This window comes from Nocardia jejuensis NBRC 103114, from assembly GCF_001613145.1.
Taxonomy (GTDB): domain Bacteria; phylum Actinomycetota; class Actinomycetes; order Mycobacteriales; family Mycobacteriaceae; genus Nocardia; species Nocardia jejuensis.
Map to the genome: position 1 here is coordinate 1 of NZ_BDBU01000014.1, position 24,237 is coordinate 24,237.

Below are 24,237 nucleotides of genomic sequence, written 5' to 3' on the forward strand. Positions count from 1 at the left end.
GTGAGCCGGTGACCCTGGCACAGGCGGTGAATCACACTCTCGCGCATCTGCTTTCCCGCGATCGGGATGTGCTGGTGTTCGGCGAGGATGTCGGGCGCAAGGGCGGCGTGTACGGCGTCACCAAGGGATTGCAGAGCGAGTTCGGGGTCCGCCGGGTGTTCGACACGCTGCTGGACGAGCAGAGCGTGCTCGGCACCGCCCTGGGTGCGGCACTGGCCGGGTTCGTGCCGATTCCGGAGATCCAGTATCTGGCGTACGTGCACAATGCCGAGGATCAACTGCGCGGGGAGGCGGCCACGCTCTCGTTCTTCTCCGACGGGCGCTATCGCAATCCGCTGGTGGTGCGGATCGCGGGGTTCGCGTACCAGAAGGGGTTCGGCGGGCATTTCCACAACGACAATTCCATTGCGGCACTGCGCGATATCCCCGGCGTGGTGATCGCGGCTCCGTCCCGGGCCGACGACGCGGCGGCCATGCTGCGCACGTGCGTGTCGGCGGCGCGGATGGACGGTCGGGTGTGCGTCTTCCTCGAGCCGATCGCGCTCTATCACACCCGGGATCTGCACCGGCCCGGTGACGGCGGCTGGCTGGCGCCGGTCTCGGCGGTGCGCCACGCGGAGATCGCACAGGCCCGGGTGCACGGTGCCGGCACACATCTGACGATCGTGAGTTTCGCCAACGGGGTGCCGATGAGCCTGCGGGTGGCGCGGCGGCTGGCCGCGCACGGCGTGCACGCGCGGGTGCTGGATCTGCGCTGGCTCGCACCGCTGCCGATCGAGGATCTACTGGACAACGCCCGGGCCACCGGCCGGGTGCTGATCGCCGATGAGACCCGCCGCAGCGGCGGGGTGTCCGAGGCGGTGTGCGCGGCGCTGCTCGATGCCGGGTTCGAGGGCCGCGTCGCCCGGGTGACCAGCGAGGACAGTTTCATTCCACTCGGCCCCGCGGCGGCCACGGTGCTGCTGGACGAGGCCCGGATCGAGGCCGCGGCGCGCAGGCTGCTCGATCTGGACCGGGCCGACGGCGGCACGGCCTGAGCCGACCGCGGCGCACGGACGACGAGGGGAATGGGCCGGTGGGGGGATCAGCCCATTCCACCCGTCATCGGCACCGGTCCGGTCGGTGCCCCTGTGCCGGGTTCGTGCACGGCACAAGTTCATCTACGTTCTACGTACGTAGATAGTAATACCGGAGGGGGTGCACCGCACGCAAACCGCGCTCCGATACCCGCGCGCCGGTCGGCGCCGTCGGTCCCGGCGACGAAACATCGCATCCCCGTTGCGGCCCTCAGCGCAGGGCGCGGCCGGTGGCCGACTCCCGGCACCCGGGCAGATCGCCCGGAACGCCTTCGAACAGGATCCGGCCGCCGTGCCGTCCGGGCCCCGGCCCCAGATCCACCACCCAGTCCGCACCGCGGATCACCGTGAGGTCGTGCTCGACGACCACCACGGTATCCCCCTGTCCGACAAGGGTTCCGAGCACATCGAGCAAAGTGTCGACATCGGACAGGTGCAGTCCGGTGGTCGGCTCGTCCAGGACGTACAGGGTGTGCCCCTCGCGCTTGCCGAGTTCCCTGGCGATCTTCAACCGCTGGCATTCACCGCCCGACAGCGTGGCGAGCGACTGCCCGAGCCGCAGATAGCCCAGACCCACGCGGGCGAGGTCACGCAAGGCCCGCGTGATACCCGGACTGGGCAGCCGTTCGACCGCCTCGTCCACGGTGAGCTCGTCGATATCGGCGATGGACAGCCCATCGACCGTGTAGGTCAGCACCGCGTCGGTGAAGCGCCGACCGCCGCAGGTCTCGCACACCAGCTCCTGATCGTCCATGAACGCCAGATCCGTGCGGATGACACCCAGACCCGCGCAGGCCGGGCAACCGCCTTCGGAATTGGCGCTGAACAGCGCGGCACTCACCCCGTTGCGCCGCGCGAAAAGCGCGCGAATCGCCGGTGCGATACCGGTGTAGGTGATCGGCGTCGAGCGCCGATGAGCGGCGACCGGGCGCTGATCGACCACGGTGGCCGGATGCCGCGCCACCAATTCGGCCACCAGACTGGACTTTCCGGACCCTGCGACACCGGTCAGGACCGTCAGCACACCGGTCGGCACCTCGAGGTCGATTCCGGCGAGGTTGTTGCGGGTCGCGTTCCGCACGCCGATCGTGCCGGTGCGCGTACGCGGCGTGTGCTCGGTGCGAGCGCGCCGCAGGGCACGCCCGGTGGGAGTATCGGCGCGGCGCAGCCGGGTGAAGGACCCCTGGAACACCACGGCGCCGCCGTCGGATCCGGCGCCGGGGCCGATCTCCACGATCTGATCCGCGATCCGCATGACGGCCGGGTCGTGTTCCACCACCAGGACCGTATTGCCCTTGTCCCGCAGCCGTTTCAGCAGTGCGGTCATGGCGTGCACGTCATGTGGGTGCAGTCCGACAGTGGGCTCGTCGAACACGTACAGCATCTCGACGAGGCTGTTGCCCAGGTGCCGGACAGCCTTGACGCGCTGCGACTCGCCGCCCGAGAGCGTGGCGGTGGGCCGGGCGAGCGACAGGTAGCCCAGACCGATATCGGCCAGTGCGGTGAGCCGTTCGGCCAGCGCGTCCAGCACGGGCGCGACCCGTGGATCACGCACCGCGGCAAGGACCTTCAGCAGGTCGTCGATCTCCATGCGGGACATCTCGACGATGGTGTGCCCGGCCACCCGGGCCGAGCGCGCGGCCTCGTTCAACCGGTCACCACCACAGTCGGCGCAGCGCCGGGTGTGCGTGAAGCGGTGCAGCACAGCTTCTTTCCGGTCGGACTGGTTGTCGCCGGTGTGCAGGTGGATGCGTTCGAAGCGATCGATCACGCCCTCGTAGTCCCGGGGCGGGCTGCTCGCCAGTCGGGCGGCGGCCGCTCCCCCGTACAGCAGCGCCTCGCGCTGATCGGCGGTCCACTCCCGCAGCGGCGTCGTGACATCGAACGACCCGATATCCGCGTACTGCCGATACCAGTACTGCCCGTTCCCGAAGCCGGGCAACAGGATCGCGCCGTCGCGCAGCGATCGGTCCAGGGCGAGCACCCGGTCCGGGTCGGTGACCACGATTTCCCCGAGACCCGAACAGGCCGGGCACATTCCGGCCGGATCGTTGAACGAGAAGCGGTTGGACTCACCGACATAGGGGGTCCCGACCCGCGAAAACAGCAGGCGCAGATAGCTGTACACGTCGGTGCTGGTGCCGAGCGTGGATCGGGCATTGCCGCCGAGGCGCTTCTGATCGATCACCACCACCGGCGAGAGCCCGTCGATGGCGTCCACCTCCGGACGCCGCCGGCGCGGCAGCCGATTGCGCACGAAGGGCGGATAGGTCTCGTTCACCTGATACCCGGCCTCGGCGGCGATGGTGTCGAACACCAGCGAGGATTTGCCCGAGCCCGATACGCCGGCGAAGACGACCACACTGTTGCGGGGCACGTCGAGATCGATCCCGCGCAGATTGTTGGTCCGCGCGGCCCGGATGCGGATGGCACGATGCGGCACGGGTGCGGAGCGGTCGCGAATCTCGGTCATGACTCGAACGTACGAGCAGATGCGGCCGGATCCTGACCGCAATCGACGGCATCATGGAGACATGCCCGACGTCACCCAGCGCATGCTCGAACTGCTCGCGCAGCTGCAGACCGGCCGGCGCTTCGCGGGCCGCGAGCTCGCGGGACGACTCCAGGTCAGTCCGCGCACGCTGCGCCGCGATGTGGAGCGACTACGCACCTACGGCTATCCGGTCACCACCGCGCCGGGGCCCAGCGGCTTCTATCGACTCGCGGCCGGTGCCACCCTGCCACCGCTGGTACTCGACGACGAGGAGGCGGTCGCCACGCTGGTGGGGCTGGCACTGCTGGGCGCGACCGAGCCGCGCGCGGCACACGAGCACGCCGGCATCGGGGCCGCCGCCGATCGGGCCTTCGGCAAGATCGACCAGTTTCTCCCGAAACGCCTGCGGCCCAGCGTGATCGCGCTGCGCGGCACCCTCGAGGCCGCACCGCAGCGCGCACCGGCGGTGGATCCGGATCTGCTGTCGGCGCTGAGCATGGCGGCCGCCAGGCACGAACTGGTGACCTTCGAGTACACCGGCCGCGACGGGCGCGGTTCGCGACGCCGGGTCGAACCGTATCGACAAGTGCATCTGCGACTGCGCTGGTACCTGCTCGCATGGGATGTCGAGCGGGACGAGTGGCGCACCTTCCGGCTCGATCGGGTGCGCGAGCTCACCGCCACCGCCGCGCACTTCACCCCGCGTCCGCTGCCCGCGGACTCCGCCGCTGAGTATTTGCGTGCCGAGCTCACCGCGCCCCGGCACCGCGCGGTCGTGCGGGTCGACGCCTCGGCCGAGCGGGTGGGTGACGCGCTCAAGTCTCAGGACTGCGATATCGAGCCCCTCGGCGCGGACCGCTGCCGGGTCACCACCTGGGTCGATTCCTTCGAATGGCTCATGCTGAGCGTCGCACTGCTCGGTGCGGACTTCGCCATCGAGGAGCCCGAGCTGTTCCGGGAGCGCGGCCGGGAACTAGCGGACAGGTTGCGGCGGGCCACTGAAAAGTCAGCTGCGGAGTCCGGGGCGTCACCTGCGGAGTAAGGATGCCCTCAGGTTTCCTCCGTACACTCGTGCGGATCAACTGGAGGAGCATCGATGCGACCGGATGCACCGGCATGTTCGTGGAGGGACGAACAGGGCCGATGTAGTAACCGATCAGAACTGACAGTCATGCCGGGTGAGTGGTCCCCCGGCACGCGATCCGAATATCGCCGCGGGTACAGCGGCATACCGGAACGCCCGAATTCGATCGCCGCCGAGGCGATCACCCCGCGGCAGGTGATGCGATGAGTGTCGCCGCCTGCCTGGCGCTCTACGGATTCGCCGTCGCGGTCCTGGCGCCCAAGTTGTTGCGAAGTGTGAACCATGCGGGCGCGGTGCCCCATGTCGCCCTGGCCGCTTGGCTGGGCGCGATCGCCTCGACCGTGCTGGCATGGGCCATCGCACTGGCCGTGCTGATCATCGATATCGTCACCCACCCGTTCTCCATCACCCCGCGCCATTTCGTCGACAGCTGCCTGCTGCACCTGCACGACGCGCTCATCGGCCGCTACGGCCTGCCCGTGCAGACCGGACTGTTGCTGCTGGGCGGATTCGCCGGACTCGCGGCGACCATCTGCGCCACTCGCCTCGGCACCACCCTGTTCCGTGCCCGGCGCAACACTCTCGAACACGGCCGGCTGGCACGGATGGCGGGACGGCACCATCCCGACCTCGATGCCGTCGTGCTGGAGGTGGACGAACCGGCCGCCTATTGCGTTGCGGGCAAACCACATACGGTCGTGGTCAGTCGCGGTGTGCTGGCGGTGCTGGACGAGGATCAGCTCGACGCGGTGCTCGCCCACGAGCGCGCGCACCTGGCCGGACGCCATCATCTGCTGCTCGCGCTGACCCGGAGTTTCGCCGCGGTCATGCCGCGGATCAGCCTGTTCACCATCGGCGCCCGCGAGGTCGCCCGATTGCTGGAGATGATCGCGGACGACGCGGCGGCCCGCATCCACGGCCGCCCCGTCGTGCTCGGCGCGCTGCGCACGCTCGCGGGCATCGCCACCGGTCCCACCGGATCGCTGGGTGCGGCCGAAGTGGGCATCGAGAGCCGGGTGCGCCGGCTCGAAGGCCCGACGGCTCCGGCGGCGCTGCGGGCCAAGACCCGGCTCGCCTTCGTCGCCATGACCGCGATGGCCACGCTGGTGCCGCTCGCCGCGGTGCTCACCGCCGCGATCGGAATCGCGGTCTGCGCACCGATTCCGGGTGGAGGACACCTCTGATCGCTCCGCCGGGAGGACGGCAGCCGTGCTCCCGGCGGACACCGGTCCCGAACGGTCCGCCCGCACCGAGGTCATCGCCGGGCACGGACGTGATCCCGAATCCGATTGACCCGAGCGTGTTTTCGGCGTCCGGCCCACCTCACGGCGACATCATTGACATCGCCCGGAAACAATCTACTATCTGCGTACGTACTTAGTTGTACCTGTGTGAGCGCGTCCACGCATACGTCGCGAACACGAAGTGAACAAAGGAAACACGGGGCATGGGTAGAGGTTTCATCGTTCACGAACCCGGCCGGGCCGGGCCCGCATCAGGTCCGCTTGGCGCGCGAGAGCTTGCGCAGGGCGGCGCGCAGTCCCTCGGATTCCTCGGCGCTCATCTGCTCGACGAAATGCGCGAGCACGAGTTCGGACCTGCCACCGCTGCCCAGCGCCTCGCGCATGAGCTGGGCGCTGTACTCCTCGCGACTCAGCGACGGCCAGTACCGGTAGGCCTTGCCGATCCGCTCGCGCTCGAGCCAGCCCTTGCGGTGCAGGTTGTCCATGGTCGACATGACCGTCGTATAGGCGATTTCCCGTTCGGCGGCCAGTTCGTCGAACACCTCCCGGACTGTGGTCTTCTCGCCACGATCCCAGACGCGTTCGATGACGACCGCTTCCAACTCTCCGAAGCCTCGCGCGCCCACTTCTGACTCCTCACCTCACGGCCAAGCCGTTCGACACCGCGTCTCGGCCTACATCCCGGTGCGTCGCACCGATGGTAGGTGACGCCGAGGATCCGGCATGGAAATACCGGTCGGCGACACGGAGGCGCTCGCATTATTACGGTCTACGTACGTAGACCGTAATATGGTGCACCCGGGGGGCGGTCCGCGCAACCGGGCACGGGACCCGCGTGGCGCACCCGCGCGTGCGGCCCCGCTCAGGCGATTCGATGCCCGGCCTCGCGCAGGGTCGCCGATGCCTCACCGAGACGGTTGTCGGGCACGAGCACCAGATCCGCGTGATAGGTCGACGCGACGAATACCGGGATCCTCGCCTCGGCCAGCGGGCCGATCAGGGCGGCCAGCATGCCGGTCTTGCTCATCCCGTGCGGGCCGTCGCTGTAGAAACCCTTCCAGATCTCGCCCTCGGCCCAGCCCGGCGCCTCCCGAATCACGGTGAGCCCCTCCGGGGCACGCACGAGCGCGATCCACTCATCGTCGTCGGGGAACGTCGAATTCGGCATGTGATCGACGGAGAACTGCGACGGGACGATCCGCAAACGCTGGCTGCCGCTCATGGCGTCATCGTATGTGGCGCCGGTGTCGCCGGATCGACACGGCCCACCTCGAATCCATGAATTAGTACTTTTGACTAAAATAAGATGACCGGTACCGCCGGCACCCGTATCGTCACCGGAATGAGTACCGACCCAAGACAAATCGCCACCGACAACGAGCGGATCGCCGAGACCGGCGGCTACCGAACCACCGACGGCACGGCCGTCGACATCAGCGGCACACTCGCCGCCGCGTGCGCCGGGACGGTGTCCTACGCACCCGGACACGACGTATCCGGCGGCCCGCGAGGACCTTTCGCGGGGACCCCGGAGGTGACCGCGGAGGGAAGCGTCGACGCCGCCCAGCGGCTATACGACCGCGGTGGCACGCACGTCGCGATCCTGAACTTCGCCTCCGCGCGCAATCCGGGCGGCGGCTATCTGCGCGGCGCTCGCGCGCAGGAGGAGGACCTGTGCCGCAGCGCGCTGCTGCACCGCACGCTGCTGCGCGCGCCCGACTACTACGCGAACCATCGCGCCTCCTCGGATCTGAACTACAGCCACCACATCATCTACTCCCCCGGTGTGCCGGTCATCCGGGACGGGCGCGGTGAGCTTGTCGCACAGCCGATCCCGGTATCGTTCCTGACCTCGCCCGCACCCAATGCCGGACAGCTCGCGCAACACGCGGGCCGGCCGATCGACGTGCGCGAGGTGCTCATCGAGCGCGCGGACCGCGTGCTGGCCGTCGCGGCCGCCCACGGGGTGCGCGACCTGGTGCTGGGCGCGTGGGGATGCGGCGTCTTCCGCAATGATCCGAACCAGGTCGCCGAGGCGTTCGAGCTCGCACTGCGAACCCACGGGGCGGCGTTCGACCACATCGTGTTCGCGGTCTGGGACCGCTCCCCGGTCTCGGCCAATCGTTCGGCGTTCGAGGCCCGATTCGGCGCGGCGGTCTCACCCTGATCCCGCGCCGTCGCATCCCGGAATCGTCCGGGTTCACCCCGGACATCCTCCGACTCGCCCTGGATCAGCGGGTAGCGCTCCGGCCGCATATCTCGAACGGTCTCGGTGCGCGCCCTGTTCGTCCAGGCTGAGCGCCCGCGCAGCGGGCGGATGTCCCGGCGGGAAACCTGTCCCGGTTTTCATGCATAGATCGCTACATCTACAAATCTTGATTATTGGTCCGTGGCGAGGCACATTGCGATCCTGCCGGGCAGCCGGTAAGACGAGGACTCGTTCCCGCGCCGTGCGCTACCCCGCCAAACCGGTGCGGTGGGCGTAGGCGATGGCCTGTCCCCTGTCGCGGACTCCGAGCTTCGCGAACAGCGAATTGATATGCGTCTTGACAGTGCTCACTCCGATGAACAGTTCCCCGGCGATCTCGGAGTTGTTGCGGCCCTGGGCCATCAGGCGCAGCACGTCGAGTTCACGGTCGGTGAGGTCGGCATCCGGCTGTGCGGGCCCGGTCAGCGCCGAGACCACGCGGCGACCCACATCCGCCGCCAGGGTGGTGTGGCCACTGGCGACCGATCGGATGGCCGAGGCGATGTCGGCGCGACCGGCATCCTTGGTCAGATAGCCGCGTGCGCCGGCCCGCAGCGCGCCCGCGATCGAGGCGTCGTCCGCGTACGTGGTCAGCACCAGCACCGCGGTATCGGGATGGGACGCGGTGATCGCGGCGGTGGCGGCGACCCCGTCGATACCGGGCATGCGCAGATCCATCAGCACCACGCGGGGCGAGAGGGCGCGCACCAGCTCGACCGCCTCGGCTCCGTCGCGAGCCTCCCCCACCACGTCCACGTCCGGCAGCAGGGACAGCACCGTGGTGAGACCCTCGCGCACGGTGGTCTGATCGTCGGCAACCACCACCGTGATCACCTGCGCGGCACTCGAATTCGCACCGTCCACCGGCCCTGCTCCTTCCGTGCGTCCACCGATCCGCCCACGGCGGCCATGCGCTCACGCATCCCCAGCAGGCCGGCGCCCGATCCGGACTCCGCGAGCGAACCACGCCGGGCCGACAGCGGATTGGACACCCGCATCCGAATCACGTCCGCATCCGACCGCAGCGCGAGCGTAACCGGTTGTCCGGGAGCGTGTTTGCGGGCATTGGTCAGCGCCTCCCGCGCCGCGCGAGCGATGGCCACCGCCACTTGTTCGTCGGTGAGCTCGAGGTCACCGTCGGTGTCCAGGTCCACTCGTTCACCCGCGTCACGGTGTTCGTCCGCGAGCCGCCGCAGTTCGGTGGTCAGGTCGAAGCCGTCCGCGCGCAGGGCGTCCACCACCCCGCGCGCCTCGGCCAGACCGGACACCGCCAAGGCGTGTGAGGCTTTCACCCGGTCTGCGGCGCGCTCGGTCTCCCCCGCCTCGAACAGGGCATCGGCGGCGTCGAGCTGCAGCACCAGCCCACCCAGGGTGTGCGCGAGCACATCGTGCATATCGCGGGCGATCCGGCCGCGTTCGGCCAGCGCCGCGGCCCGGTCGCGTTCGGCCCGAATCACCCGGCTCTGTTCGACCAGCAGCCGATTCTGCTCGGCGGTCACCCGGTTCTGTCGTCGGCTCCACCCCATCAGTCCCACCACCACCGCGCCCGCGAGCAGCCCGAGGATCGCCTGCGCGCGCATTCCGGCAGCCACCGACGAGCCGAACATGCATGTCAAGGTCAGCGCGGCCACCGAGATCCCGGCCCGAAGCGATTCGCTCGACAGGGCGAAGGCGACGAACACCGTGGCGAACGCGGTGATCGCCGAACCGGCCACCTGAACACAGGTCGCACCGCCTCCGACAGCCATGGCGCACAAGCTGATTCGCTCGATGCGACTCGGCCCGGCGGGCGATATCGTCCAACCCGCCCAGCCGATCCAGGACACCGCGGCCAGGACCACCGCCCACGGCTGACCCGGCATACCGGCGTGGATCGAGGTCACCACCACCGAGACCAGCCCGACCAGGCGCAAGAGCCTGGTCAGGCGCGTCGGGGCGAGTGCGGGAACCATCGGTCTCAGTGTGCCCGAACCAGCCGGGCCCGCTCGGCGCGCCGGGCCAGCACGAGGGTGCGGCCCGCCCGGTTCAGTGCCACCAGCACCAGGATCACCCCCAGCGAGGTGACCACCTCGGCCCCGGACACACGCGCCACCACATCGACGCCGACCCGCACCGCCAGCAGCACGATCCACAGCAGCGATCCGGTCCAGCCGGTCCGCGCCTGCCAGCCGCCGTCGGCGAGGCGCACCTGTGAGAGCTGCCCCATCACCACCCCGACACCGAGGCTCACGACCGCCGACACCAGCAGCAGGCCGAGCGCCACCGCGCCGATCCCGTCCTCGGAAACCGCGGATTTCGCCTCGAACACGCCGATCACGGCCAGCACGATCGGTCCCCGCCACATCCGGGAGGAATCCAATTCCTGCCACCGCGTCTGCCGGTACATGATCCAGCCGACCACCGCGACGATGACGACGCCTTCGACCACCGCATTCCGCATATCCATACCTTCACGATGGATTCGCGAGCGCCTTCCACCCACCACCCAGGGGTGGACCTGGGGTGGATTCGCTCCCCCGCTCCACCGCACCGCACGACGGATGCACGTCCGTCCCCGACCGCTGTCCCACGAATACCCTGCCGCCGGATCGGCCACAGCCGGTGACGCACGCGTGCGGAGAGCCCTGCCCCGCCGCAGGTTTTCGAAAGGCGGGTCCCGGGCCGACACCGACCGATCGGGGCCGGATGCGGAGTAGTCGCCGAGTCTGCGACAACCTGCGGTCAGGCGGGTGGAGACCGACGGTGCGGCGCCTGCCGAGTGCTCGGCGGCCGCACGGCTGTCGGTGGCCGAACACCGTTCACGCGTGCAACTGGATCCACTTGCCGATGGACGGGACGCCGTCGGTGTCCACCACCACCACGAGGTACCAGCCCGGCGGTGCCAGAGCGGGGTTGTCCGGCATGGTCAGGGTGATCCTGCCGGGGGCGGTGACCGCGAAGTCGAGGTCGATCAGGCGCTGGTTGTTGTCGCAGGAGTGGGTGCAGGACGTCGGGTGCAGCAGGCTCGCTTCACGCAGGATGGCGGTGGTGGTCGCGGCGACGGTGGCGCCGTAGGTGGCCGTGGTCGCGGTCAGGTGCAGCGGTGGGCGAGGACCTCGGAAAAGGTATGGGGGCGAATAGAGTTCGATGCGGAGCTCTTCGGTCTTGCGGGCGGGGTTGGAGCCCGCGGTGATCACCTTGCCGTCGGGGGTGAGCAGCGCCACCGAGTGGTAGAGGCGAGGGATGCGCTGGGGCGCGGTGGGCATCCACATGCCCATGGCGGGATCGAGGATCTCGGCGTGCGCGGGAGCGGCCTCCCCCATCTCCTCCATGCCGGATCCGCCCGCCACCAGCACGGTGCGGTCGGGAAGGATGACGGCGCTCAGGTGCATGCGCGCGTGCATGAGCGGCGGGCCCGGCTCGTAGGCGGGGGTGGCCGCCGTCAGATCCACGACCCTGGTGTCCGCCAGAGCCGGTGCGGGCGAATGCATGTCGTACCCGCCGCCACCGATGATCATGACCTGCTGAGCTTGGGCGGGCGGAAGTAGCACACTGGTGGATTGGTTGCGCGAACCCGGATCCTGCAGGCCGGCCACCTCGGTGGTGGCGCCGGTCGCCGGGTCCCACAGGCACGGGCGCATGCCGTTGTTGCCACCGTATTGACCACCGGCATAGAACAATCGGCCGTCGGCGAGCAGGAAGAGGTGGCCGTACATGGGAATCGGGCCGGGCACCGGCAGCTCGGACCAGGTGTGCTCCGCGGGGTCCAGGACCTCGGGCGTGGTCGCCAGGAAACCGTCCGCACCGAGACCCGATACCGCCACCACCTCGCCGGTCGGCAGTGCCGACAGCGTCGGGTACCAGCGCCCGAATGCCATGTCCGGCAACGTGGTCCACTCCAGCGCGTCGGGATCGAAGATCAGCGCGTCACGCAGGCCGTAGAACGGATCGAAGCGCTCGGTGCCACCCACCGCGATCAACCGGCCGTCGGGCAGAAACGCCTGACCGGAACAGAACAGATCGATCGGGGTCGCCGGTGCGTCCAAGCCGGGACCGGGGTAATGCCAGACCCGCGTGCGGTATTCGTGCGCGTCGTGCCGGTCCGGGTCGTTGCCGGATCCGGCGAAGAACAGCACATCGCCGGTGCGCAGCAGGGCGGCGTGCACCGGGTTGATCTCGGTGCCGAAATCCAGGATGCGCCAGAGTCCTTCGGACGCGGCATCGGCCAGATCGGTGTCGAGGTCGAGCACCCGGACGTAGCCCGCGTTGCCGCCCTGCCGCTTGTCGACGGTGCACACGACGAGCTCGGGCAGCGATCCCGCACCCGGCAGCACGGCGACCGCGGCGCCGTCGTTCCGGTCGAACCCCCAGTCCGGCACGTGCGACCATCGGCTCCAGCCGTCGACGCAGTGACCGGTGCCGTCCAGTCCCCATCCGATGGTGTAGACGCCGGCGTTGCCGTTGTCGGGATGATCGACGGCGAACACGATCAGCTCGGGCCGGCCGTCACCGTCCAGGTCTGCGACCGTCACTCCGGCGCCCTGGGCCTCCCAGCCCCACCACTCCGGAATCGCCAGCCACGGAGTCCATTCCGCGACGACGCCGTCGCCGGTGAGCCCCTTGGCGAGGCGGAATCGGCCGGTGTTCTGTCCCGGCGGGTTGTCGACGGTCATCACCACGAGCACCGGATCGCCGTCGATCCGGGTCAGGCAGATGTCCGCGCCCTGGTTCTCCCAGCCGTACCAGTCCGGAATCTGTTGCCACGCAGTCCATCCGCCGGTCACGGTGCCGTCAGCCGCCATATCGCGGCCGACGCGGAAGTAGCCCTGGTTCTGGCCGGGCGGATTGTCCACCAGGAACACCACCAGGTCCGGCACGCCGTTGCCGCTCAGATCACCGACCGCGATTCCCGCGCCCTGGTTCTCCCAGCCCCACCAGTCCGGGACGGAAAGCCAAGGGCCCCAGGCCTGTACGGTCCCGTCGGTGGCCAGACCGGTGCCGACCCGGTAGTTTCCGGTGTTCTGCCCCGGCGGGTCGTCCACCATGAGCATCACGACGTCACGGGTACCCTCACCGGTCGGATCGACGACCGCGACTCCGCAATCCTGGTTGTCCTGAGAGAACCAGCCGGGGATCGGAACGAATTGCCCTGCCACACAGGCCATCATGCTGCCCGGTCGGATATCCGGCCACCGATGTCCGAATTGTCGTGGTGACTGAGTGGCCGGATACGACGGGAGGGCCCGGACATCCGTGGATGTCCGGGCCCTCCCGAGCACGAGATGCCCCTCGGGGCACCCGAAACGCCTTACGGCAGTGGACCGCCCGCGGCGATCGCGGACAGGGTGGCGAACTCGTCGCCCTTGAGCGACGCGCCACCGACCAGCGCACCGTCGATATCGGTCTGGCCGATCAGCTCGCCGACGTTCTTGGCGTTCACCGAGCCGCCGTACAGCACGCGCACGCCCGCCGCGACCTCGGGGTTCGCCAGCTCCGCGAGCTCCTTGCGGATCGCGCCGCAGACCTCCTGGGCATCGGCCGCGGACGCGACGCGTCCGGTGCCGATGGCCCAGACGGGCTCGTACGCGATGACTACCTTGGAGATCTCCTCGGCGGTGAGGCCCTTGAGCGAGCCACGCAGCTGCTCGAGGTTGAACTCGACGTGCGTCTTGGCCTCGCGGATGCCCAGGCCCTCACCGATGCACACGATCGGGGTGATGCCGTACTCCAGCGCCCGCTTGGCCTTGGCCAGCACGGTCGCGTCGTCCTCGAGATGGTACTGACGACGCTCGGAGTGACCGACGACCACGAACGTGCACCCGAGCTTGGCCAGCATGGAACCGCTGATCTCACCGGTATAGGCGCCTTCGGCGTGGGTGGAGACATCCTGCGCACCATAGGTGATCAGGAGCCGGTCACCCTCGACGAGCGTCTGCACGCTGCGCAGATCGACGAACGGCGGGATCACCGTGACATCGACCTTGGCGAAGTACTTCTCGGGCAGTGCGAAAGCGATCTTCTGCACCAGGGAGATGGCCTCGAGGTGATTGAGGTTCATCTTCCAGTTGCCGGCGATCAAAGGCTTACGTGCCATTCAGCTGCCCTCCGACGCGGAGTCGTCCGACGCGGAGTCGTCCAGCACGGCGAGGCCCGGAAGTTCCTTGCCCTCCAGGTATTCCAGCGACGCACCGCCACCGGTGGAGATGTGCGAGAAGCCGTCGTCGGGCAGACCGAGCGCACGCACCGCCGCGGCGGAGTCGCCGCCGCCGACGACCGTGAACGCGCCCTTGCCGGTGGCAACGGCGATCGCCTCGGCGACACCGCGGGTACCCGCCGCGAACTTCTCGAACTCGAACACGCCCATCGGGCCGTTCCAGAACACCGTCTCGGCCTCGGTCAGCAGCGCCGCGAAGCGGTCGGTCGACTCGGGGCCGATGTCCAGGCCCATCCAGCCGTCCGGGATCTCGTTGGCGTCCACCACCTTCGACTCGGCGTCGGCCGCGAACTTGTCGGCCACGACGATGTCGCGAGGCAGGTGGATGACATCGGCGTACTTGTCCAGCAGCTTCTTGCAGGTGTCGATCATCTCTTCCTGCAGCAGCGAGCCCCCGACCGGAAGCCCTTGCGCCGCAAGGAAGGTGAAGCACATGCCGCCGCCGATGACCAGCGTGTCGACCTTCGGCGCGAGCGCCTCGATGACCGCCAGCTTGTCCGAGACCTTGGAGCCGCCCAGCACGACCGCGTACGGACGCGCGGTGTCCTCGGTGAGCTTCTTCAGTACCTCGGTCTCGGCCGCGACCAGGGTGCCCGCGTAGTGCGGAAGCACCTTGGCCACGTCGTAGACCGACGCCTGCTTGCGATGCACGACGCCGAAGCCGTCCGAGACGAACGCGCCGTCGTCGCCCACCAGCTCGACCAGCGCGTTGGCCAGCTTGGCCCGCTGCGCGTCGTCCTTGCTGGTCTCGCGGGGATCGAAGCGGATGTTCTCGAGCAGCAGCACATCGCCGTCGGTGAGGCCCTCGGAGCGCGCGAGCGCGTCCTGACCCACCACGTCACCGGCGAGCTGGACATTGCGGCCCAGCTCCTGCTCCAGTCGCGCGGCGACCGGTGCGAGGGACAGCGCCGGGTCCGGCTCGCCCTTGGGGCGGCCCAGGTGCGCGGTGACGATCACCTTCGCGCCGGCCGCGGCCAGCGCCTTGATGGTCGGCGCGGACGCGATGATGCGGCCCGGATCGGTGATGGCGCCGGATTTGTCGAGGGGAACATTCAGGTCGGAGCGCACGAGCACGCCCCGACCCTCGACACCCTCGCTCAGCAGATCCTGGAGTGTCTTGATTGCCATCGCGCTTACAGGGACTTGCCGACGAGACCGATGAGATCGGCCAGGCGGTTGGAGTAGCCCCACTCGTTGTCGTACCAGCCGACAACCTTCACCTGATCGTCGATGACCTTGGTCAGCGGCGCGTCGTAGATGCAGGAGTGCGGGTCGGTGACGATATCGCTCGACACGATCGGGTCCACGTTGTACTTCAGGTAACCCTTCAGGGCACCCTCGGCAGCAGCCTGGTACGCGGCGTTGATCGCCTCGATCGAGGCCGACTTGGCCAGCGTCACAGTCAGATCGGTGACCGAGCCCGTCGGGACCGGCACGCGCAGCGCGTAGCCGTCCAGCTTGCCCAGCAGTTCGGGCAGCACCAGGCCGATGGCCTTGGCCGCACCGGTGCCGGTCGGAACGATGTTCAGGGCCGCGGCACGCGCACGACGCAGGTCCGAGTGCGGCGCGTCCTGCAGGTTCTGGTCCTGGGTGTACGCGTGGATGGTGGTCATCAGACCACGCTCGATGCCGAAGTTGTCGTTCAGCACCTTGGCCAGCGGGCCGAGGCAGTTCGTGGTGCACGAGGCGTTCGAGATGATGTTCTGCGAACCGTCGTACTTGTCATCGTTGACGCCCATCACGATGGTGATGTCCTCGCCCTTGGCGGGCGCGGAGATGATGACCTTCTTGGCGCCGGCCGCGAGGTGGCCCTTCGCCTTGGTCGCATCGGTGAAGATGCCGGTCGACTCGACGACCACGTCGACGCCCAGGTCGCCCCAAGGCAGAGCCGAGGGGCCCTCCTTGATGGCCAGCGCGGTGAGGCGCTGGTCGCCGACCACGATGGTGTCGTCGCCGTCGAGCGAAACGTCCTGCGGCAGGCGGCCGAGGATCGAGTCGTACTTGAGCAGGGTCGCCAGCGTCGCGTTATCAGTGAGGTCGTTCACCGCGACGATTTCGATATCAGTCTGGCCGAGCGCCTTCTGCGCCTCGACCGCCCTGAAGAAGTTACGTCCGATACGACCGAAGCCGTTGATGCCTACCCGGACAGTCACGTTATCGCTCCTCAGCTTTCAAGCGGATCGTTTCCGTTGCGCCTATCACCCTAGCGTCGCGCGGAAACATCGCCGACACGCCCCTGTCACTGATGAGTGGGGTGTGTCACGAAAGGGTCTCGGAGAAGAACAGTCGGTTTCGATTCGGCCCGTCGAATCATCCCTCAGCGCTGGCGTCGGCACCAGTGGTGCGGCCGAAACCTCGTGCGGGCTATGAACAGCAGCGAACCCCCGGCATCCGATGCGCGGGGGTTCACTGGTGTTCGGTTCATTTCCGGCTATCTGCTCCGAATGCTCGGAACAGACCGATCAGGCTTCTTCCAGCAACTCTGCCGTGACGGCGGATTCGGTGTCCGGAACGCCCAATTCCTTGGCGCGCCGGTCCGCCATCGAGAGCAGTCGCCGAATGCGCCCTGCCACAGCGTCTTTGGTCATCGGCGGGTCGGCCAGCTGGCCGAGTTCCTCCAACGACGCCTGACGATGCAGGACACGCAGTTTGCCTGCGGCTGCCAAATGATCGGGTACATCGTCGGCGAGGATCTCCAGCGCGCGTTCCACCCTGGCCGCCGCCGCGACGGCAGCCCGGGCCGAGCGACGCAGGTTCGCGTCGTCGAAGTTCGCGAGCCGGTTGGCCGTCGCGCGGACCTCGCGGCGCATGCGCCGCTCCTCCCACGTCAGCCTGGTGTCCTGCGCACCCATCCGGGTGAGCAGGGCGCCGATCGCCTCGCCGTCGCGCACCACCACTCGATCGGTGCCGCGCACCTCACGAGCCTTGGCCGAGATACCCATGCGCCGAGCCGCACCCACCAGTGCGAGAGCCGCTTCCGGACCGGGGCAGCTCACTTCGAGCGCGGAGGAGCGGCCAGGTTCGGTGAGCGAGCCGTGCGCGAGAAACGCTCCACGCCAAGCTGCTTCGGCATCACCGATACTGCCGCCGACGACCTGTGCGGGCAGACCCCGCACCGGACGACCGCGCACGTCGAGCAAACCGGTCTGGCGCGCGAGCGCCTCGCCTTCCTTGGAAACCCGTACGACGTACCGGGAGGTTTTGCGGAGCCCGCCCGCGCCGAGAACGTGCACATCCGAGCCATATCCGTACAGCTCGAAAATCTCTCGGCGCAGTCGGCGCGCGATGGAACCCATGTCCACCTCGGCCTCGACGATTACCCGACCGCCCACGATGTGCAAGCCGCCGGCGAACCGCAGTAGCGCGGACAGTTCCGCCTTGCGCGAGCTCACCTGAGACACGGTGAGCCGGCTCAGCTCGTCCTTCACTTCCGCTGTCATCGCCACGAGACGCGCTCCTTTCCACCCAACCCGGACCGCACCTGTTGACCCATATGCCGTCCTTCGACTCGAAGCCCTGCTGATTCCGGCCGAGGTTGCCGGATCACCTGATCCAGTGCGGCGGCAAGCTTTCCGGGGTGGTGCCGATCCGTCCCCGCCTCGGCGACATCAGCGAAGGTTACTCGCGCTCGCAGTTGTTCGGCAGCTCTTGCTACATGTTCGCGTTCCCTACCCTCGGGTACGGAACCGGAATCGACCAGAACGTGGTCCACCGTGAAATCCGGTGCGTGCTGGGACAATACATGCAGATGCCGCTCAGCGGAGAATCCGGCCGTTTCGCCCGGTTCCGCGGCGAGATTGAGCACCAGCACTTTCCGCGCTCGGGTATGCAGCAGAGCTTCGTGCAAATCGGGCACCAATACATGCGGGATGACGCTCGTGAACCAGCTGCCGGGGCCGAGCACCACCACATCGGCGTGCTCGATGGCCGAGGTCGACTCCGGGCACGCGGGCGGATCCGAGGGGATCAGGCGCACCCGGCGGACCTTGCCCGGGGTGGTCGCGACCGCGACTTGCCCACGGATGCAACGACTCACGCGCGGATCGCCCTCCAGCCCGGCCACATCGGCCTCGATGGTGAGCGCGATCGGCGACATCGGCAGGACCCGGCCGGTGATCCGCAGGACCTTGGCGGCCTCGTCGAGCGCGGCCACCGGATCGCCGAGTTCCTCGGTGAGCCCGGCCAGGATCAGATTGCCGACCGAATGACCGGCCAGCGCTCCGGAGCCACCGAACCGGTGCTGCAGCGTGCGCGCCCAGACACCGTCGGTCTCCTCGGCCAGCGCGGCCAGCGCCATGCGCAGATCACCCGGCGGCAGCATGCCGAGTTCGGCGCGTAGCCGACCGGAGGATCCGCCGTCGTCCGCGACGGTCACCACGGCGGTGATCTTGCGGGTGAGCCGTCGGATAGCGGTCAGAGTGGCGTACAGCCCGTGTCCACCGCCCAGAGCGACGATCGCCGGATTGCTCTCGCGCGCACTCATTCCCGCCCCAGATCTCGATGGACGACGCGGATGACGTCGCCCGATCCGTTCTTCGCGCCGGCGCCGAGCAGATCGCCCAGTTCCTCCGCTACCGCCACACTGCGGTGTTTACCGCCGGTGCAGCCCACTGCCACGGTCATGTATCGCTTCCCCTCTTGGCGGTAGCCCTCGGTGGTGAGATCTACGAGGTGGCGGCAGGTGCTCAGATAGTCCTGTGCACCCGGACGCGACAGCACGTACTCACTGACCGCGGCATCCTGTCCGGTCTGTTCGCGAAGCTCTGGCACCCAATGCGGATTGGGCAGGAAACGCAAATCCAACACCATATCGGCGTCCAGTGGTACTCCGTACTTGAAACCGAACGATTGGATTGTGAGCTGTAGCGCGGACGGGGCGTCGCCCCCGTAGGCCTCCTCGAGCTTGCGGTGGAGCTGATGAATGGACAGAGCCGTGGTGTCGATGACGAGATCGGCCGCGGTCTTCACCGTGGACAGTCGCGCGCGCTCGGCGGCGATGCCCGCGGTGAGGGTGCCGTCGGCGCTCTCGCTCTGCAGAGGATGGCGACGGCGTGCGAATCCGTATCTTCGGATCAGCACGTCATCGGAGGCCTCCAGGAACAGGATCCGGGTTCGCAGACCGGCCGAGCGCAAGTGCTCGGTGACCGCCGACAGGTTTCCGGTGAAGAACCGGCTGCGGACGTCCATCACCATGGCGAACTTGCGAGTGGGCGGCTCGGTGCCCTGACCCAGCTCGACCATGCGGCCGATCAGTTCGGGCGGCAGATTGTCCGCGACGTAGTACCCGAGATCCTCGAGTACCCGGGCCGCGGTGCTGCGACCGGCACCCGATAGCCCGGTGACGATCACGACTTCCACCGGCGTTGTGCCACTTCTGTTTTCAGCCGCTGCTGGGCTGGATTCGACGCGCGTCATGTCCTACCGGGTTCGTGTCTGAGTGTCCCTCGATCATCCTGCACCGATGCCGCAATACCCGGCAGGCGCACGCGGGTAGCGAGACACAGATGTGATTTTTGCTCCCGACCTGCACACACGGCGTGTCGCACTATACCCGCTCGGCGTGTCGCTGGCCCGGCGTGACACCGGGCCCGCAATGCCCCTATTCGGTGCGCAACGCCTCGAGCACGGCGTTCGCCGTGGCCACCCCGATCCCGGGAACCTCGATGATCTGTTCCACCGACGCCTCCTTGAGCTTGGCCACCGACCCGAAATGCGTGACCAGCGCGGTCTTGCGCGCCGCCCCCAGACCGGGCACCGCATCCAGCGCCGACGCGGTCATCCGGCGCGAACGCTTGGAACGGTGGAAGGTGATGGCGAAGCGGTGCGCCTCGTCGCGCACGCGCTGCAGCAGGTAGAGCGACTCGCTGGTGCGCGGCATGATCACCGGGTCCGGCTCGTTGGGCACCCAGACCTCCTCCAGGCGCTTGGCCAGGCCGATGACCGCCACATCGGTGATGCCGAGTTCGTCGAGCACCTCGGCGGCGGCGTTCACCTGCGGCGCGCCGCCATCGACCACGTAGAGGTTGGGCGGATAGGAGAACCGGCGCGGCCTCCCGGTGGTGGGGTCGATACCGGGCAGTCCGGGTTCGCTTGTGTCCGAATCGGATTCGAGTTCGGCGGCCTCGGCGGCGTCCAGATCGCGGCGCAGTTTGGCGAAGCGGCGGCGGGTGACCTCCCGGATGCTGGCGACGTCGTCGGAGCGGCCGTCGCCCGCGGCCTCCTTGATCGCGTAGTGGCGATACTCGGATTTGCGGGCCAGGCCGTCCTCGAACACCACCAGCGAGGCGACCACGTCGGTGCCCTGCACGTGCGAGATGTCCACGCACTCGATGCGCAGCGGCGCGCTGTCCAGATCGAGGGCGTCCTGGATGCCCTGCAGTGCGGCCGAGCGGGCGGTCAGGTCACCGGCACGCTTGAGCTTGTGCTGCTGCAGCGCCTCCTTGGCATTGCGCTGCACGGTTTCCGCCAGGGCTTTCTTGTCCCCGCGCTGGGGGACCCGCAGCTGCACCGCCGACCCGCGCAGGTTGGACAGCCACTGCTGCACCTGTTCGGCGTCATTGGGCAGCGCCGGGACCAGGACCTCGCGCGGGACCACCGCGGCGGACTGCTCGCCACCGGTCTGCACGGCCAGGGAGGTCTGCTCGCCGTAGAACTGGGTCAGGAACTGTTCGACCAGGGCGGCCAGTTCGCTCCCGGATTCCACCGCATCGATGGCGTCACCGGATTTGTCGACCACCCAGCCGCGCTGGCCGCGCACCCGGCCGTCGCGCACATGGAAGATCTGCACGGCGGCTTCGAGCTCGTCCAGGGCGAAGTCGATGACGTCGGCGTCGGTGCCCGTGCCCAGCACCACCGCCTGTTTCTCCAGGGCGCGCTTGAGGGCCTGGACGTCGTCGCGCAGGCGGGCGGCCAGTTCGAAATCGAGTTCGTCGGCGGCGTCCATCATGCGGCGCTCGATCTGTTTGACCAGGCGGTCGGTCTTGCCGGCGAGGAAGTCGCAGAAATCGTCGACGATCTTGCGGTGCTCGGACGCGGTGACCCGGCCGATGCAGGGGGCGGAGCATTTGTCGATGTAGCCGAGCAGGCACGGACGCCCGATCTGACTGTGCCGCTTGAAGACTCCGTTCGAACAGGTGCGCACCGGGAACACGCGCAGCAGCAGATCCAGGGTCTCGCGGATGGCCCAGGCGTGCGCGTACGGGCCGAAGTAGCGCACACCCTTCTTGCGCGCACCCCGGTAGACGAAGACGCGCGGGTACTCCTCGTCCAGGCTCACCGCCAGCACCGGATAGGACTTGTCGTCGCGATACCGGACGTTGAAGCGGGGATCGAATTCCTTGATCCAGTTGTATTCCAGCTGCAGCGCCTCGACCTCGGTGGACACCACGGTCCACTCGACGCTCGCCGCGGTGGTCACCATCTGGCGGGTGCGCGGGTGCAGCGAGGACACGTCCGCGAAGTACGAGTTCAACCGGCTCCGCAGGCTTTTCGCCTTACCCACGTAGATGACGCGCTTGTGCACATCCCGGAACTTGTACACGCCGGGTTCGACGGGAATGGTGCCCGGCGCGGGCCGGTAGGTCGCGGGATCTGCCACGCCCCCAGGTTAACGACCCGCCCCGACAAGCCCTCCGGCCCGGCTCACCAACGCCTGTCCACCGCACCCGGGACGGATGCGGCGAAAACGACACGACACCCGCGAAGGGTTTCGCCACGCCGGGCTTCGCATCCGCGACCGTCTCGGCGACGAAGACTCCGCAAGATCAGCGACAAGAATGGGAGCACCATGATCCGCCTCCGCCGCAGCCGCCGCTCGCTCGCCATCGGCTCCGCCCTGATGCTGGCCGCCGCCGCGCTCGTGGCCGTGACCCTGCCGGTCGCCGCCGACGCCGAGGACGGGTCGATCCTCGTGTACCGCGACCACTTCCGGACCACCTCCGTGCAGGCCGTCTGCCACGAGTCCCGGCCCACCGGATCGGGCCTGGTCCTGGCCGCCTAGCGCGGCCCGGGTCACCGCGGCGGCGCGCAACGCCGTAACCGCGCGCGTTCCCGCGTCCGAGCGTCGTTCGAGGCCACTATGGGGGCCGAACTGTCATCGGACGATCTGTCCACGCAACAAGGGGAGCATTGAGAATGAACCGTCCGCACCGCCGGTCGACCGCGATCGGCTCCGCCCTGGGCATGGGAGCCGCCGCCCTGGTCGTGGTGACCGCACCCGCCTCACACGCGGAAGGGCCGTGCCGCATCGATCGCACGCTCGACACCGCCACCTTCACCTGCCCCGAGGACACCTGGTACGCGGCCGTCGTGCAGTGTCTCGGAACTCGCAAGGTCGGCAACGGCGCGCAGAGCCCGACCTACATCGTGGGTGATTCGCCGCGACCGATGATCCCGATGACCATCGAGTGCAACGGCGAGGGCAAGCAGGGCATCGTCCTGAACACCTGGACCGACGGCCCCTTCTAGGAATCCGTTCCGGGGCGCCGGCACGTCGCCCCGGTCACGCGAAATCAGTTGTCGCGTAACGGGATAGCTGCATCTCGACGCCGGGGCGGTGGCCTGCTGCCGTCCCGGCGGTTCACCGGGTTCTACTTCAGGGCCGACACCGAGGCCCGTGCGGCCGCGATCTTCGCGGGAGCGTCGAGACCGATCGGCGTGGCCTTCACGGCCTTGCCCAGCGCGGTGGCCAGGTCGCCCCGCTCCCCCACCTCGATGGTGTCGAGCCCGAGCCAGTCGGCCATCTCGCGCAGGGAACGCGCGAGTTCGGTCGCCACCCGGGAGGTTCGGTGGCCGGGCTCGGCGAAGGCTCCGGGGACCAGGAGCCGGCCGGTGGCGCGTTCGGCGCGCAGATCCACGCGGCCGACGAGTTCCCCGTCGAGCAGGAACGGAAAGACGTAATAGCCGTGCACCCGTTTGTGTTCCGGGGTGTAGATCTCTATGCGGAAGTGGAAGTCGAACAGGCGCTCGGTGCGGGCGCGGAAGAAGATGAGCGGGTCGAACGGGCACAGCAGGGCCGCGCCGGTCACGCTGCGCGGGGTGCGGGCCTCGGTGTGCAGGTAGGCGGGTTTGTCCCACCCCTCGACGCCGACCTGCTCGAGTTCACCCGAATCCAGCAGATCCGCGATGGCGGGCTCGGTCTGGCGGCGGGTCAGGCGGTAGTAGTCGCGCAGGTCGGTTTCGGTGCCGATGCCGTGGGCCGAGGCGGCGCGACGGACCAGTTCGCGCACGGCATCGGCCTCGTCGACCCTGCGGGCGAGCACCTCGGCGGGGATGACGCGGTCGGTGGCGTCGTAGTGGCGCTGAAAGCCCGCGCGGGTGGGCACGGACAAGTCACCGGAGGCGAAAAGCGCCTCGCACACGACCTTGGTGTCGCTGTAGTTCCAGCCCCAATTGTCCTTGGCGCGTGGACGATCCAGCTCCAGGTGCCGTTCGATCTCACCCGCGGTGCTCGGTCCGAATTCCGCCAGCACGCCCAGGATGTCCTCGGCCAGGCCCGGATTGCGCTCGGCGACCTGGCGCATGCCGTTCCAGCGTCCGTGCCGGTACTGCACCATGCGCCAGCGCATCAGCGGCCAGTCCCGCACCGGTAGCAGCGCGGCCTCGTGCGCCCAGTATTCGACCAGTGCGCGCGGGCGGCGCGTGGTGTCACTCCACGCCGCCTCGTCCAGCAGGTCCCGGTCGTATCCGCCGATGCGGCTGAAGATCGGAGCGTAGTGCGCGCGCACCACCGCCGAGACCGAGTCCAATTGCAGCAGCCGGGTGCGCTCGAGCACGCGCAGGATCGTGCGACGGTTCGGCTGCCCACTCGGACGCGCGGCGGCGAAGCCCTGCGCGGCGAGCGCGGTGCGACGCGCCGCGGCGAGTGTCATGGTCCCGGCTGGGGTTATCGGCACACTCG

General features: G+C 68.6%; 21 protein-coding genes. 6 read left to right on the forward strand and 15 right to left on the reverse strand.

What is annotated here, in order from left to right; genetic code table 11:
* Positions 1-1,037: alpha-ketoacid dehydrogenase subunit beta (locus NJ1_RS11450; protein ID WP_281202109.1), on the forward strand; the 1,037-nt coding region annotated here is incomplete at its 5' end.
* Positions 1,038-1,287: 250 nt separating this feature from the next.
* Here NJ1_RS11450 and NJ1_RS11455 read toward each other — a convergent pair.
* Positions 1,288-3,549, reverse strand: a complete 2,262-nt coding sequence (locus NJ1_RS11455) for an ATP-binding cassette domain-containing protein (RefSeq protein WP_067691680.1) — start codon at positions 3,547-3,549, stop codon at positions 1,288-1,290.
* 61 nt (positions 3,550-3,610) lie between these two features.
* On the opposite strand from NJ1_RS11455, the gene NJ1_RS11460 reads away from it, so the two are divergent.
* Both NJ1_RS11460 and NJ1_RS11465 read left to right on the forward strand, forming a co-directional pair.
* A complete protein-coding gene (locus NJ1_RS11460) occupies positions 3,611-4,612 on the forward strand; it encodes a helix-turn-helix transcriptional regulator (RefSeq protein WP_067691682.1) in 1,002 nt (333 codons plus the stop codon).
* 245 nt (positions 4,613-4,857) lie between these two features.
* A complete protein-coding gene (locus NJ1_RS11465) occupies positions 4,858-5,838 on the forward strand; it encodes a M56 family metallopeptidase (RefSeq protein ID WP_067691685.1) in 981 nt (326 codons plus the stop codon).
* Between the two features lie 311 nt (positions 5,839-6,149).
* On the opposite strand, the gene NJ1_RS11470 is transcribed toward NJ1_RS11465, so the two are convergent.
* Both NJ1_RS11470 and NJ1_RS11475 read right to left on the reverse strand, forming a co-directional pair.
* Positions 6,150-6,524, reverse strand: coding sequence for a BlaI/MecI/CopY family transcriptional regulator (locus tag NJ1_RS11470; RefSeq protein ID WP_067691688.1), 375 nt, complete (start codon positions 6,522-6,524; stop codon positions 6,150-6,152).
* A gap of 236 nt (positions 6,525-6,760) precedes the next feature.
* The gene (locus tag NJ1_RS11475) at positions 6,761-7,120 is read right to left on the reverse strand and encodes an ACT domain-containing protein (protein WP_067691696.1); all 360 of its coding nucleotides are present in this window, start codon (positions 7,118-7,120) and stop codon (positions 6,761-6,763) included.
* 120 nt (positions 7,121-7,240) lie between these two features.
* On the opposite strand from NJ1_RS11475, the gene NJ1_RS11480 reads away from it, so the two are divergent.
* The gene (locus NJ1_RS11480) at positions 7,241-8,065 is read left to right on the forward strand and encodes a TIGR02452 family protein (RefSeq protein ID WP_067691939.1); all 825 of its coding nucleotides are present in this window, start codon (positions 7,241-7,243) and stop codon (positions 8,063-8,065) included.
* Between the two features lie 288 nt (positions 8,066-8,353).
* Here NJ1_RS11480 and NJ1_RS11485 read toward each other — a convergent pair whose 3' ends face one another.
* The 11 genes from NJ1_RS11485 to uvrC form a co-directional block, all read right to left on the reverse strand.
* Positions 8,354-9,010: a response regulator transcription factor gene (locus NJ1_RS11485; RefSeq protein ID WP_245717336.1), complete on the reverse strand. Its 657-nt coding sequence runs from the start codon at positions 9,008-9,010 to the stop codon at positions 8,354-8,356.
* On the reverse strand, positions 8,977-10,098 hold the full coding sequence (locus NJ1_RS11490) for a sensor histidine kinase (protein WP_067691699.1): 1,122 nt from the start codon (positions 10,096-10,098) through the stop codon (positions 8,977-8,979). The genes NJ1_RS11485 and NJ1_RS11490 overlap by 34 nt, the downstream gene beginning before the upstream one ends.
* A gap of 5 nt (positions 10,099-10,103) precedes the next feature.
* Entirely contained in the window at positions 10,104-10,592 is a 489-nt protein-coding gene (locus NJ1_RS11495; protein ID WP_067691701.1) for a hypothetical protein, read from the reverse strand.
* A 352-nt stretch (positions 10,593-10,944) separates the two neighbouring features.
* Positions 10,945-13,281: a glyoxal oxidase gene (locus NJ1_RS11500; protein WP_067691945.1), complete on the reverse strand. Its 2,337-nt coding sequence runs from the start codon at positions 13,279-13,281 to the stop codon at positions 10,945-10,947.
* Positions 13,282-13,433: 152 nt separating this feature from the next.
* On the reverse strand, positions 13,434-14,219 hold the full coding sequence (tpiA, locus tag NJ1_RS40420; protein ID WP_067691703.1) for a triose-phosphate isomerase: 786 nt from the start codon (positions 14,217-14,219) through the stop codon (positions 13,434-13,436).
* A complete protein-coding gene (locus NJ1_RS40425; RefSeq protein ID WP_067691705.1) occupies positions 14,220-15,467 on the reverse strand; it encodes a phosphoglycerate kinase in 1,248 nt (415 codons plus the stop codon).
* A gap of 5 nt (positions 15,468-15,472) precedes the next feature.
* A complete protein-coding gene (gap, locus tag NJ1_RS11515; RefSeq protein ID WP_067691707.1) occupies positions 15,473-16,492 on the reverse strand; it encodes a type I glyceraldehyde-3-phosphate dehydrogenase in 1,020 nt (339 codons plus the stop codon).
* A 309-nt stretch (positions 16,493-16,801) separates the two neighbouring features.
* Positions 16,802-17,785 (reverse strand): DNA-binding protein WhiA, encoded by a 984-nt coding sequence (gene whiA / locus NJ1_RS11520; protein WP_067691715.1) that lies wholly within the window; start codon positions 17,783-17,785, stop codon positions 16,802-16,804.
* Positions 17,776-18,822, reverse strand: a complete 1,047-nt coding sequence (locus tag NJ1_RS11525) for a gluconeogenesis factor YvcK family protein (RefSeq protein WP_067691718.1) — start codon at positions 18,820-18,822, stop codon at positions 17,776-17,778. Before NJ1_RS11525 ends, whiA begins: the two co-directional genes overlap by 10 nt.
* Positions 18,819-19,754 carry an RNase adapter RapZ gene (gene rapZ, locus NJ1_RS11530; protein ID WP_067691720.1) on the reverse strand — a complete coding sequence of 312 codons (936 nt, stop codon included), beginning with the start codon at positions 19,752-19,754 and terminating at the stop codon, positions 18,819-18,821. Before rapZ ends, NJ1_RS11525 begins: the two co-directional genes overlap by 4 nt.
* A 184-nt stretch (positions 19,755-19,938) precedes the next feature.
* Positions 19,939-21,936 (reverse strand): excinuclease ABC subunit UvrC, encoded by a 1,998-nt coding sequence (uvrC, locus tag NJ1_RS11535; RefSeq protein WP_067691723.1) that lies wholly within the window; start codon positions 21,934-21,936, stop codon positions 19,939-19,941.
* A gap of 189 nt (positions 21,937-22,125) precedes the next feature.
* On the opposite strand from uvrC, the gene NJ1_RS11540 reads away from it, so the two are divergent.
* Positions 22,126-22,338: a hypothetical protein gene (locus tag NJ1_RS11540; protein WP_067691726.1), complete on the forward strand. Its 213-nt coding sequence runs from the start codon at positions 22,126-22,128 to the stop codon at positions 22,336-22,338.
* Between the two features lie 134 nt (positions 22,339-22,472).
* Positions 22,473-22,805 carry a hypothetical protein gene (locus NJ1_RS11545; protein ID WP_067691728.1) on the forward strand — a complete coding sequence of 111 codons (333 nt, stop codon included), beginning with the start codon at positions 22,473-22,475 and terminating at the stop codon, positions 22,803-22,805.
* 122 nt (positions 22,806-22,927) lie between these two features.
* On the opposite strand, the gene NJ1_RS11550 is transcribed toward NJ1_RS11545, so the two are convergent.
* Positions 22,928-24,208 carry a winged helix-turn-helix domain-containing protein gene (locus NJ1_RS11550; RefSeq protein ID WP_067691948.1) on the reverse strand — a complete coding sequence of 427 codons (1,281 nt, stop codon included), beginning with the start codon at positions 24,206-24,208 and terminating at the stop codon, positions 22,928-22,930.
* Between the last annotated feature and the right edge of the window lie 29 nt (positions 24,209-24,237).

What these genes read in the sequence shown, in the direction of transcription:
- NJ1_RS11455 (WP_067691680.1), bottom strand. Translation starts at nt 3,549, where the DNA reads ATGACCGAGATTCGCGACCGCTCCGCACCCGTGCCGCATCGTGCCATC.
- NJ1_RS11460 (WP_067691682.1), top strand. Translation starts at nt 3,611, where the DNA reads ATGCCCGACGTCACCCAGCGCATGCTCGAACTGCTCGCGCAGCTGCAG.
- NJ1_RS11465 (WP_067691685.1), top strand. Translation starts at nt 4,858, where the DNA reads ATGAGTGTCGCCGCCTGCCTGGCGCTCTACGGATTCGCCGTCGCGGTC.
- NJ1_RS11475 (WP_067691696.1), bottom strand. Translation starts at nt 7,120, where the DNA reads ATGAGCGGCAGCCAGCGTTTGCGGATCGTCCCGTCGCAGTTCTCCGTC.
- NJ1_RS11480 (WP_067691939.1), top strand. Translation starts at nt 7,241, where the DNA reads ATGAGTACCGACCCAAGACAAATCGCCACCGACAACGAGCGGATCGCC.
- NJ1_RS11490 (WP_067691699.1), bottom strand. Translation starts at nt 10,098, where the DNA reads ATGGTTCCCGCACTCGCCCCGACGCGCCTGACCAGGCTCTTGCGCCTG.
- NJ1_RS11495 (WP_067691701.1), bottom strand. Translation starts at nt 10,592, where the DNA reads ATGGATATGCGGAATGCGGTGGTCGAAGGCGTCGTCATCGTCGCGGTG.
- tpiA (WP_067691703.1), bottom strand. Translation starts at nt 14,219, where the DNA reads ATGGCACGTAAGCCTTTGATCGCCGGCAACTGGAAGATGAACCTCAAT.
- NJ1_RS40425 (WP_067691705.1), bottom strand. Translation starts at nt 15,467, where the DNA reads ATGGCAATCAAGACACTCCAGGATCTGCTGAGCGAGGGTGTCGAGGGT.
- NJ1_RS11525 (WP_067691718.1), bottom strand. Translation starts at nt 18,822, where the DNA reads ATGAGTGCGCGCGAGAGCAATCCGGCGATCGTCGCTCTGGGCGGTGGA.
- rapZ (WP_067691720.1), bottom strand. Translation starts at nt 19,754, where the DNA reads ATGACGCGCGTCGAATCCAGCCCAGCAGCGGCTGAAAACAGAAGTGGC.
- NJ1_RS11540 (WP_067691726.1), top strand. Translation starts at nt 22,126, where the DNA reads ATGATCCGCCTCCGCCGCAGCCGCCGCTCGCTCGCCATCGGCTCCGCC.
- NJ1_RS11545 (WP_067691728.1), top strand. Translation starts at nt 22,473, where the DNA reads ATGAACCGTCCGCACCGCCGGTCGACCGCGATCGGCTCCGCCCTGGGC.
- NJ1_RS11550 (WP_067691948.1), bottom strand. Translation starts at nt 24,208, where the DNA reads ATGACACTCGCCGCGGCGCGTCGCACCGCGCTCGCCGCGCAGGGCTTC.